The 10,950-nt window shown below is 58.6% G+C and carries 7 protein-coding genes and 4 pseudogenes; 3 read left to right on the top strand and 8 right to left on the bottom strand.

The window, feature by feature from the left end; translation table 11 throughout:
• The 7 genes and pseudogenes from AC1D05_RS34890 to AC1D05_RS34860 form a co-directional block, all read right to left on the bottom strand.
• Positions 1-179 (bottom strand): annotated as a pseudogene (locus AC1D05_RS34890) (IS110 family transposase); the annotation flags it as partial.
• Between the two features lie 316 nt (positions 180-495).
• Positions 496-1,270, bottom strand: a pseudogene (locus AC1D05_RS34885) (TIM barrel protein).
• Position 1,271: 1 nt separating this feature from the next.
• Positions 1,272-2,231, bottom strand: coding sequence for a sugar phosphate isomerase/epimerase family protein (locus AC1D05_RS34880; RefSeq protein WP_477447439.1), 960 nt, complete (start codon positions 2,229-2,231; stop codon positions 1,272-1,274).
• Positions 2,228-3,229 carry a Gfo/Idh/MocA family oxidoreductase gene (locus AC1D05_RS34875; RefSeq protein WP_477447437.1) on the bottom strand — a complete coding sequence of 334 codons (1,002 nt, stop codon included), beginning with the start codon at positions 3,227-3,229 and terminating at the stop codon, positions 2,228-2,230. The genes AC1D05_RS34880 and AC1D05_RS34875 overlap by 4 nt, the downstream gene beginning before the upstream one ends.
• A gap of 89 nt (positions 3,230-3,318) precedes the next feature.
• Positions 3,319-4,143 carry an ATP-binding cassette domain-containing protein gene (locus AC1D05_RS34870; protein WP_477447435.1) on the bottom strand — a complete coding sequence of 275 codons (825 nt, stop codon included), beginning with the start codon at positions 4,141-4,143 and terminating at the stop codon, positions 3,319-3,321.
• Between the two features lie 11 nt (positions 4,144-4,154).
• Positions 4,155-5,210, bottom strand: a complete 1,056-nt coding sequence (locus tag AC1D05_RS34865) for an ABC transporter permease (protein WP_477447433.1) — start codon at positions 5,208-5,210, stop codon at positions 4,155-4,157.
• Positions 5,211-5,308: 98 nt separating this feature from the next.
• Entirely contained in the window at positions 5,309-6,274 is a 966-nt protein-coding gene (locus tag AC1D05_RS34860; protein WP_477447431.1) for a substrate-binding domain-containing protein, read from the bottom strand.
• 337 nt (positions 6,275-6,611) lie between these two features.
• Here AC1D05_RS34860 and AC1D05_RS34855 point away from each other — a divergent pair, with 337 nt between their 5' ends.
• A complete protein-coding gene (locus AC1D05_RS34855; RefSeq protein WP_477447429.1) occupies positions 6,612-7,640 on the top strand; it encodes a LacI family DNA-binding transcriptional regulator in 1,029 nt (342 codons plus the stop codon).
• A 160-nt stretch (positions 7,641-7,800) separates the two neighbouring features.
• Here the strand turns inward: AC1D05_RS34855 and AC1D05_RS34850 are convergent.
• Positions 7,801-8,262, bottom strand: a pseudogene (locus AC1D05_RS34850) (extracellular solute-binding protein); the annotation flags it as partial.
• A gap of 560 nt (positions 8,263-8,822) precedes the next feature.
• Between AC1D05_RS34850 and AC1D05_RS34845 the strand changes: the two are divergent.
• Positions 8,823-10,526: an adenylate/guanylate cyclase domain-containing protein gene (locus AC1D05_RS34845; protein WP_477447427.1), complete on the top strand. Its 1,704-nt coding sequence runs from the start codon at positions 8,823-8,825 to the stop codon at positions 10,524-10,526.
• Between the two features lie 127 nt (positions 10,527-10,653).
• Positions 10,654-10,944, top strand: a pseudogene (locus AC1D05_RS34840) (quinone oxidoreductase); the annotation flags it as partial.
• Between the last annotated feature and the right edge of the window lie 6 nt (positions 10,945-10,950).

Genomic DNA, 10,950 nt, shown 5'->3' with positions numbered 1-10,950 from the left:
TAATGCGACGAACTGCAGGCTTCGATTCCGACCAGGCAACGCGGCAGGCTCTCAAAGAACGGCAGCACGCGCCCACGCGTCAACTTCCTGCGAACTGCAACCTCACCAGCCGCATCCACGCCGTGGACTTGAAACACGGACTTCGCAATATCCAGACCGATTGTCGCAACGTTGCTCATCATAGCGCTCCTCCAGCTCTAATCCCGCGATCATACCGCAGGAAGGGAGGAGAGCCGTCCACCGCATCAAGAGCGGACTGTCCGGTGTCAGGGCGAAACTGCGTGGAGCAGCCATCGCAAACAAGCTCGAAGTTGGCTGGGTGATGATCGTTGCTGTCGCAAGATCTGAACGGTGAAGACCTCCGCGATCTACGGTGGAAGACAGCCGCAAGGCGCCCGCCGGGAGTGGTGGAAATGGCGGTGGCATGGACGCCGGCAATGCACCCAAAAGGCCGACGTTCAGGATGATGAGGTTGATCCTCTTAAGAAAACAACATCAGGTAGTGAAAGCGGTGCGGAAGGCTTCGAGTGCAGCTTCCGGATCACCGGAGGCAAAGGCTTCCATACCGACCGGCCCCGCGTAGTCCATGGATTTCAGGGCTTTTGCGACGCCATGCCAGTTCACTTCGCCCGTGCCCGGCTCGCAACGGCCGGGATTATCAGCCACCTGAACTTCCCCGATCCAGGGCAGGCAGGCCTCACACCAGCGGATAAGATCACCTTCACCGACCTGGGTATGATAGAGATCGAGGTTAATTCGCAGTTGCGGGCGGTTGACGGCTGCAACGAGCGCAAGCACGTCTGCCGTCGAGCCGAAGGGGCAGCCGGGATGATCGATTGGATTGAGGTTTTCCAACGTGAAGACCTGACCTTCGGCTTCTGCGAGATCGCAGACGCGGTTCAGCGTATCGCCGCGCCCGCTGTTCCATACCCGGCGCAAAGGCACCGATCTTCGGGATCGGAATGCCCATGTCGCCAAGCCCTGTGCCATGCAGATTGAGGCGATGGACACCGAGCCGCTTGCCGACCTTCGCTGTTTCCGTGGCAGACGCCAGAAGCATTTCGCAGCCTTCCGCATCGGTCAGCCGGCCCTCGAGATAGCCATTCATGATGGTGAAGGTGGCACCGGTTTTTTCCAGCGCCTCGAGGTTCCAGGCGGGCCAGTTCCAGAGGCCGACGCCGAAGCCCATCTCCTTCAGGCGACTCGCACGCCATTCGATTGGTTTGTCGCGCCAGAGCATTTCGGCACAAGCGGCAAGTTGGAAGCTCATCTCAGATTTCCTGAAGTTTGAAATCGGCCGGTGCAACCGGCATGACAGCCTTGAGAAGGACCACGGATTTTTCGAGACCCTCAAGCGAGTTGAGAAGCACGTCCTCATGCTCGATGGAGAGCCATCCGTCATACCCTGCCATCTTCAGGCGATAGCAGAACTGCCGCCACCATTCCTCGCCGTGGCCGAAGCCGAGCGTGATGTAGGACCAGGAGCGGGCCGGAATATCGGTAAGACTGCCGTTTTCGAGGAGGCTTGCCACCGCCTGCTTCGGGGCGTTTAGGAATGTGTCCTTGGCGTGGACGTGATAGACGGCCTCACCTAATGCCTCGGCTGCTATCAGCGGATCGGCCCCCATCCAGAACAGATGCGAGGGATCGAGGTTTGCACCGACGATCGGGCCCACCTGCTGGCGGAGTTTCAGGAGCGACGGCACGTTGTAAACGCACTGGTTTCCATGCAGTTCGAGCGCAATCCTTTCCACACCGCATTCATTTGCCAGTGCCACGATCTCGGTCCAGAACGGGAAGAGTTTTTCTTCCCACTGATATTTGAGGATCCCCTGCGTTTCCGGCGGCCAGGAAGAGACGACCCAGTTTGGCATGGTATCGGACGGATTGCCCGCGGGCAGGCCAGACATGGTGCAGACCGTCTTGATGCCCATCTCGCCCGCGACCCGGATGGTGTTCTTCAGACCTTCGCCCTGGGCCGGATCGGCCGGGTGAAGCGGATTGCCATTGGCATTGAGGCTGATCACCTCAAGCCCCCGATCTGAAAAGCCCTTGAGGAAGTCCTTCTGCGCGGCCTTATTCCCTACCATGGACCTGAGATCGAAATGCGGTGCGGTCGACCAGCCGCAGGTGTTGACCTCTATACCGGAGACGCCCAGGCGGACAGCGTTGTCGAGAAGGTCTTCGAGCGGCATGCCGCCGAGGCTGTCGGATACGAAACCCAGTTTCATGCGTAGAACTCCGGCTTGGAAATCATGGTGACGACCTGCTTCTGCCCGGAAGCGAGTGCCGTTACGCCTGCCTCGGCGGCAACTGCTGCGGCATAGCCATCCCAGCAGCTTGACGCGATCTCGGGAAACACGTCCGTGTCGACGAAGCGTAGGAAGGCGCGGTTCTGGCGGCGATAGGCATCGAAATAGCGGGTTCGCCAATCAGCATCGTAGCCGGTGTGGACGCCAAGCGAGCGTTCGAGATGGGTATAAGCGACATGGCTCATGGAAATGCTCGCCTGCTCGCCCACGAGTTCGGCACGAACGTCGTAGCCGTACGCAGCGTTGTTGTTGATCTCGATGTTGACGAGCTGGCCATCGACGGTTTCGAGCACCATAAAGACGGGCGCGACGCGTCGATCAGAGCGCTTCGGCTGGAAGGCAGATATCCAGGCATATTCGGTGCCAAGTAGATGGCGCACGACGTCGAACTCATGCGGGGCGGAATTGGTGATTGCCATGGCGCCGGTGAAGTCGGAGGCCGGCATTTCCACATTGCGGTGGAAGTTGTGCATCATCAGGGCTCGGCCAAGCGTGCCATTTTCAATTGCCTTTTTCATCTCGACATAGGACTGGTCGTAGCGCCGCATGAAGCCGAGCTGGACGAACTTTTGACCAGATTCCTGTTCGGCCTGCATGACCAAGAGGCATTCTGCCGGGGACTGCGATAGGGGCTTTTCGCAGAGCACCTTCTTTCCCGCGCTGATGCAGGCGAGTGACAGAGGCGCATGAGTGAAGTCCGGGCTCGCGACGATCACCGCATCCACATCCGCACGGGCAATCACGGCTTCCGGATTACTTGCAACGTCTGCCGCACCATGGGCATCGGCCACCTTGCGAGCGCGGACTTCATCCATGTCGCAGACCACCTGAAGGCTCGCGCCCGGCATTTCCTCCACGACGATCCTGGCGTGGTCAGCGCCCATCAGCCCTGCACCAATGACTGCTACACGCACCATTGGACAAACTCCTTGCGTTCGGTTGGCACAAAGCCCAACCGCTTTCCATTCAACAAATTCCGCTACTTGGCGGCTATGCCCATATTCGCTCAGTGAGCGGGGGGTGGCGGAAGACCGTCATGGGTCTCCATATAGCCTTCAATAGAGGCTTCGAGACTCGCCATGGATTCACCACCGGCCATCAGATCAGCGATCTGCTCGCGTGTCTTTTCCCCCTTGCGGAAGTCAGCTGCAATTGCACCACGAATGAGCACTGTGAAGTGATCGCCCACCGCCATGGCATGCATCACCTGATGGGTGATGAAAATGACCGCCAGGCCACGACGCTTAGCTTCATTGACGATACGCAGTACGTGAGCAGCCTGCTTGACGCCGAGGGCTGCCGTCGGCTCGTCAAGAATGAGAACACGAGCTCCGAAATAGACAGCACGGGCAATCGCGAGCGACTGGCGTTCCCCTCCGGAAAGGCCACCGACCAAACGATTACCGTCGGTGATGCGTGTGATCCCCATTTTCTGAATCTCTGCAACTGCCACTTGGGCGGCGGTTTTGCGGTCGAAATATTTGAACGGTCCCCAACCCTTTGTCGGCTCCGAACCCATGAAAAAGTTACGTCCTATGGACATCAATGGATATGTCCCACCGAATTGGTGAACCGTAGCTATCCCGCGTTCCTGAGCCTCACGGGGACTGGAGAAAAGTGCGGGCTGACCATCCATCAGAATTTCGCCACGCGTCGGCTGATAGACACCAGACAGCGTTTTGATGAGCGTCGACTTACCCGCGCCGTTGTCGCCAAGCAGGCAGAGCACTTCACCTTCACCGACCTTGAGGCTGATATCGTTCAGAACATCAATATGGCCAAAAGATTTGTCGACGTTTCGAAATTCGAGAACGGGTTTCTTATCGGACATTGCCGCTCTCCCTATTTCTTCTTGAAGGTCGACCAGCTGGTGGCCAAATGACGAAACGTGTCATTGAGCAGGACAGCGATCAAAAGCATGACACCGATAATCAGGAAAGACAGGTTTCTGTCGATCTCTGTGAAACCGATAGCTTGGGTAACAATGGAAAGGGTGAGCACCCCGAAGACAATGCCCATTACAGTACCAAAACCACCCGTGAGGAGAACGCCACCTACGACCACGGCGATAATGGTGTTGAAGATTAGGCCAAAATTGGCCTGAGACGTTGCGGAGCTGAATGTCACCACTTGAAGGACACCAGCAAAGGTCGCCGACATGGAACACAGCATGAAGAGTGCAATCTTCATCTTGGTTACAGGAATACCTGCGTTTCTCGCGCTTTCTTGGTCTCCACCAAGAGCGAAGACCCAGCTTCCCTTGGGAGAGTAATGCAGAAAGAAGACGAATGCTGCGACAAGCCCACCCCACCAGAAGACAGAAGAATTGAAGCCATACACCTTCCCGCCGAAGAGCGATTTTGCCCAATCTGGTGGATGATAGAAGGAATTGGTGTTGTTGATGAAGAAGATCGACAGGTAGAGCGTGATGCCTGCCACTGCAAAGAGCGTCGCCAATGTCACGATGAACGACGGCACGCGCGTGTGGGTTACGATGTATCCATTGATGAAGCCGATCAGTGCACCGATGGCAAGCGCTGCAGCTACACCAACAAGCACAGGCATCTGATAGTGCTCGCAGACAATTGCAACTGTCATCGTGGACGCGGGAAGTACAGCACCGGTTGAAATATCGAGTTCGCCGGCGATCATCAGGAACCCGACCGGAATTGCAATCATTCCGATGAGTGACGCGAAGTTCACCCACGTAGTTACACCAGCCACGGACAAAAAGTTGCGGCTATATCCGAACATCGCAAAAAGGATGAATACAGCCACGAACCCCATGAAAGCACCAGCGGCAGGGGTGCGAAAAAAGGCCTTGATGGATGAAATGGCCGATTCACTCTCGACGGCGGGTGTTTCAACGGTGTGGGTTCTCAGGTTTGTGGCGGTCATGGAAGAAAAATCCTCAGTTGCCGCAGACGAAGTTGCATAGAGGGAGCATGGATGAGACCCGGCCGAGTTAGCGGCCAGGTCTCAGCCTCGGGCCAGCCTCAACGTGCGCCGAGTTTGACGCCTTCGATTGCCGAAGCAACATTGGTCTTGTCGACAATCGCGGGGCCAGTCAGAACCGGCTTCGTCGCAATTGCAGTGCCGAACTTCAGGTTTGCAAACAGCATGGAGGTTGCGAGGAACCCCTGCAGATAAGGCTGCTGGTCGATTGCGAAGGTCTGGGTGCCCTTTGAAATGCGATCCAGAACCGAGGCCGACATATCAAAGGTGCCAAGCTCAATCTTGCCGGTCTTGCTCTGCTGTTCGATGGAGCTAGCGGCAGCATCTGCAGCCCATGCAGCGAGCGTGATGACGGCGTCGATGGACGGATCGGCGATCAGCTCGGATTTGATTGCTTCAGACGTACCATTCATGTCCTGGTCAAGGTTAGCAGGAACACGGAGGATGAAGGTGTCTGCGCCAGCTTTCTTCGCACCGTCTTGAACGCCCTTGCAGCGGGTCTCAAGATTTACGGCACCTGGGTTCTGGATGTGGCAAAGGATTTTCTTTGCGCCATGAGAAGCGAGATACTTCCCACCCTCAACACCTGCCAGATATTCGTCCGACCCGAAATAGTTTAGCGAGCCGTAATTATCCATCTCACTCTGGCCAGCGTTGAAAGAGATGATCACCACGCCCTTCTCCCGCGCAGCCTTGAGGGCAGGCGTTTCGGATTCTGGAAGCCAGTTCGGGATAGCAATGCCTTTAGCACCCTGGGCTACTGCCTGTTCGATTAGCGAAGCGAGGTCCGGGCCGAAGTTGTCATAGTTTTGGGTCTGCATGAAATTGACGGTGCCGCCATTAGCCTTGACCATCAGCGAAGCATCATCGACGCCCTTCTTGACCATGTTCCAGAAGCCATCTTGGGCCGAACCCACGATGACGGCGATATCCGTGTCACCCGCATGAGCGCTGGATGCCAGCATGAATGCCATGGCTGCGGTAGCGATTTTCTTGGTGAACGACATGTCGAATTCCTCCTCAGGTTAAAGCCGCATGGCTGCGGCTCGACATAGTTTTTTGCCTTTTTTGGCCGTGCGGCCGATCCCGGTAGGCACGCGCAGGTCCGCGATCTCAACACAACGATGTTGAGCCTCCTCGTCCAAATGGTGCGCTGGGCCTCCCCCCAAAGCGCTGACGGCTCCTAGATCGCTGAGCACCGTCAACGCGTAATGAATGCTACGTTGACATCTTTCAGGTCAATCTGGATTATGATCGCTTCAGAAATTCGTCTCAAATCGTCTCAAAGATTTGCCCTTATGACTTTTTTTGAGATGCCGAAACCAGAGTGATGGAATTTTTGACATGAAGAGACCAACCATTCCAGACTTGGCAAAAGCTGCAGGTGTATCCGTGTCAACGGTCAATCGTGTACTGTCCGAGCCTGAATCGGTCCGGAGGAATACGCGCACTCGCGTTTTGGCGGCCGCTGAGGAAATCGGCTTCTACGGACTTGGCACCATAAAGCAGGCGGCGAAGGCGCAAGCGGTGATCCACCGTGTCGGGGTCTTGCTGCAGCGACGGGAGAGACGCTTCTATCGCCTACTCGGCGATTCAATTGCGCAAGCTGCGGAAGCCTATCCTGCCTGCAATATCGATCTGACAGTCGAGTACATGGAAGACCTCACGCCGGAGAAAGTCGCGGCACATATCCAGTCGCTCGGCGGGCGGTGCGAAGCACTTGCGATTGTAGCGCCGCAGCATCCTGCCGTTGCTGACGCAATTGACGCAGTTCTTGAAAGCGGCGTGCCGGTCGTTTCACTTATCGGCCCCCTCACGGCCAAGGGAGGCATCAGCTTTGTGGGGCTTGATAATTGGAAAGTAGGACGCACCGCTGCCTGGGCGTTTGACCGAATGGTGAGACCGCCGGGGAAAATAGGGATTCTTGTGGGCAGCCACCGATTGCGAAACCAGGAAATGAACGAAAGCGGGTTTCGTTCTTACTTCCGTGAACATAACTCGGGATTCACGGTGCTCGAACCCTTGCCGACTTACGAGTCAGCCGTGGTTGCCCGTGAACATGTCGAAAAGCTGCTGACAGACCACCCGGATATGTGCGGATTATTCATTTCAGGGGGCGGTGTTACAGGTGCGATAGCCGCACTCAGGGCTACTCCAAAACGTGAAGACTTTGTTACCGTAGGCTATGAACTCTTTGAAGACACGCGGGCTGCTTTGATAGACGGTACGATTTCGCTGATCCTGTCACACCCCATAGAGCGTTTTGCATCAGAGACTATTGCAACTCTGGTGAAAGCGAAGAACGCAGGTCCTGATCACGGGGTATTTAGGATAACGTTTCCATTCGATATGTACAGCCCGGAGAGCATTTGATGACGACTTGGCCCTTAAGTCGGCCATCGAAATTATGGGCGGGGGTTCACCTACCTTTTCACGTCGGCTTTCGGCCGGAGAACCAATCCGCTGTGCGGGAGGGCGCCTGCGGTTGAGGTAGAAATCAAGATCGTCACGCTCGCGTTGAGCGTCGTTCAGCTGGAAACCGGCCGACACCAAGCGCGGCTTTGATCTTCGAGGTGTTGTATCCCAAACCCACTGTGCCCCACATGTAGTTCACCGAATATTGGTTGCCCGGGTCGTACTTGGCGGTGCGCTGCTCGATGACGTCCCACATGTTGGCGATGTTGGGCAACTTCGACCTGTCCAGCTTCCGGAAGACGCCTGCCTTGACCTGGCGGGCCAGGAAATTGGCGCTTGGCACGACGACGTCGTAGCCGGAGCCACCAGTGAGCAGCTTGGTCTCGAGGATCTCGTTGGAATCAAAGACGTCGTAGACGACCTTTATGCCCGTCTCCCTGGTGAAGGCGTCGATGATCGACGGCTCCAAGTAGTCCGACCAGTTGTAAAGGTTAACGACTTTGCCGCCAGCGCGCGCGGACAGGGTCATGACCCCGATCAGCAGCGGCACGGCCGACCATAGAAACGCGTTGCGGATCATCATAATCACTTTGGTTCAGCCCCAAAGGAGCGAACGCCGCACTTTGCACCCGGCCGCGCACGGTTGCAATATTAGCACATACTGAAAGAAATAAGAGTTGGATGGACAAAATCGGGTGGTCGAATGCGCCCCACCATGACGTGCAGTGCAATTAGGCGGCCTACGGAAGCAGCCTCCTACCAGGCCAATTGGTTAGCTGGTTGGCAATGTCGGGAACTGACGCAACGTGCCGCCTCGGCTGTTCGCTCGGATGTCCGCTTTTGGAATACGGCTATGGTCTGCTGAATGACCGAGATGAGGCGGTGGGTTCAAAGCTATCCAAAAACCGATTCTAGTGTCCCACTTTGTCCATAAGAAACAGCAATTCGGGCTGACGCGCGGCGTAGAAAGTTCGAAAAGCTTCCAGGAACCCCAGGCGATTTGGCCGCATCGAACTGCCGCCACGTCGTGGAATGGCAGGCGGCAAGGCTTGATTGACTGATTGTCGCCGCCGGCAAATCTTGACCGGAAGGCGCTATTGTCGGCGTGTCTTGGTCAGCGAATCGTTCGAGGCACTGGAAATGAGCCAATCGCAGGTCCCAGCAGCACCGCCCGGATGGTTGCCGGACGCGTGGCTCCGCAACGCACGGCTGGTGTCCGGCCTTGTGCTGATGGCGTTCGTGACGCTGCATTTCCTGAACCATGCGTTGCTCCTGATCTCGCTTGAAGCAGCGGATAAGGGGCGCGCGGTGTTCCTGCTGATCTGGCGCAACCCGGCCGGGACGCTGCTCCTCTACGGCGCGGTCGCCACGCATCTCGTTCTGTCGCTGCTGGCGCTCTACCAACGCCGCACGCTGGTCATGCCGGTGCGAGAGTGGGCACAGATACTGCTCGGCCTCGCCATCCCGCTTCTGATTGCCGAGCACGTGGTCGGCACGCGTGCCATGCACGCCCTCTATGAGGCCAACGACACTTACGAGTTTGTGGTGCGCTCGCTATGGATCCTGACACCGCAGGTCGGGGTGCGGCAGGCGATCGCGGTGGTCGTCATCTGGGGACATGGCTGCCTCGGCCTCTACTTCTGGCTGCGCTATCGTCGGTGGTATCCGCGCGTCGCCTCGGCTCTGCTGGTCCTGGCGGTGCTGGTTCCGGTCCTGGCGCTGCTCGGTTTCGCTAGCGCCGGAAAGGAGGTCTCGGGGATGGGACCGCCTCAGTCGCAGCCCATCGAGCCAGCCCTTTTCGCCCGGGCGTTGGCGACCAAGGAGCGCATGGACAGCAGCATCTATGCCGGCTTTGCGGGACTGATCGTCCTGGTGCTGGCGGCGCGTATCGTTCGCGACCGCATCGAGCGGCGCAACCTGATCGAGGTGCGCTATGCCGGCGGGCGCAAGGTGCGTATTCCCCGCGGCTACAGCGTGCTCGACGCCAGCCGGCTGGGCGGCATCGCGCATTATGCAGTGTGCGGCGGGCGCGGACGCTGCTCGACCTGCCGCATCCGCGTGCTGGACGGCCTGGCCGAGCAGCCGGAGCCCGCTCCGATCGAAGCGGCGACCTTGCGCCGCATCGCGGCGGACGGCGATGTGCGGCTCGCCTGCCAACTCAGGCCGCGCCGCGATCTTCGCGTCGCGCCGATGCTGTCGCCACCGGTCACGGCGGAGAGCCCGCTCGCCGCAGCCGCCGGCGATCCAGGCCACGAGAAGGTCGTGGCCGTGATGTTCTGCGACATGCGCGGCTTCACGGCGATGGCCGACCAGCGCCTGCCGTTCGACGTGGTCTTCCTGCTCAACCGCTATTTCGGCGTGATCGGCCGAGCCGTCGAAAGCTCAGGCGGCCGCGTCGACAAGTTCGTCGGCGATGGCGCCATGGCGCTGTTCGGGCTGGAGACGACGCCCGGCGAGGCATGCCGTAACGCACTTTCTGCCGCCAGCGCCATCGTCGAAGGGGTTCGCGCCCTCAGCGACGACCTTGCCGAGGAACTGCGCGCCACCATCAAGGTCGCGATCGGCATCCATGTCGGCCAGGCGATCGTCGGCTCGATGGGCTACGGCGCGGTCATGAACGTGACCGCGATCGGCGACACTATCAACGTCGGCAGCCGGCTGGAGGCTGCGGCGAAGGAATTCGAGGCGGAGATCGTCGTCTCCGAAGCGGCGGTGCGGCTTTCGGGCATGGACCTACCCGGCGCGGAGGCGCGCGAGCTCGACATCCGCGGCCGCGCGCGCCCGCTCGGCGTGCTGGTCGTGCCGCGCGGCGCGGCGGTGCCGATCGCCTTGCCAGCAAAATGAGACAAGGCGGGCTCGAAATGCCCGCCTCGCACACTCCCTACGATGCCGGAGGTCAGTCGGCGCGAACCGGATCGAGCGTCATCTGCTAGTCATCGTCTATTCGCGTGAGAATTTCGCCGAGGCGGTCATGCGACTGGCTGGCGGCGCCGGAGCGGATGTCGCCTATGATGCTGTCGGAAACGACACCTTCGGCGGGTCGCCGGCAGCGCTCGGGGTACGAGGCCATCTCGTTAGTTTTGGCCAGGCTTCAGGCCCAGTCGGCAACTGGGACATCGGTCGGTTCTCTTCGAAGTCCGTCACGATTTCCCGGCCCAACTACGCCCACTATACGGACACACCGCAAAAGCTTGCTCCGCAATTGAACCGGTTCTTTGCCGCGCTCCGACTGGGCGTTATCAAGGTCGAGCCTCCAAGGCCCTACGAT

This window comes from Mesorhizobium sp. P2_E9, assembly GCF_056403815.1.
This window is presented reverse-complemented; position numbering and strand designations above follow the sequence as displayed.

Excerpts from the sequence above, each read along its gene's own strand:
- AC1D05_RS34880 (WP_477447439.1), bottom strand. The coding sequence starts at position 2,231 with ATGAAACTGGGTTTCGTATCCGACAGCCTCGGCGGCATGCCGCTCGAA.
- AC1D05_RS34875 (WP_477447437.1), bottom strand. The coding sequence starts at position 3,229 with ATGGTGCGTGTAGCAGTCATTGGTGCAGGGCTGATGGGCGCTGACCAC.
- AC1D05_RS34870 (WP_477447435.1), bottom strand. The coding sequence starts at position 4,143 with ATGTCCGATAAGAAACCCGTTCTCGAATTTCGAAACGTCGACAAATCT.
- AC1D05_RS34865 (WP_477447433.1), bottom strand. The coding sequence starts at position 5,210 with ATGACCGCCACAAACCTGAGAACCCACACCGTTGAAACACCCGCCGTC.
- AC1D05_RS34860 (WP_477447431.1), bottom strand. The coding sequence starts at position 6,274 with ATGTCGTTCACCAAGAAAATCGCTACCGCAGCCATGGCATTCATGCTG.
- AC1D05_RS34855 (WP_477447429.1), top strand. The coding sequence starts at position 6,612 with ATGAAGAGACCAACCATTCCAGACTTGGCAAAAGCTGCAGGTGTATCC.
- AC1D05_RS34845 (WP_477447427.1), top strand. The coding sequence starts at position 8,823 with ATGAGCCAATCGCAGGTCCCAGCAGCACCGCCCGGATGGTTGCCGGAC.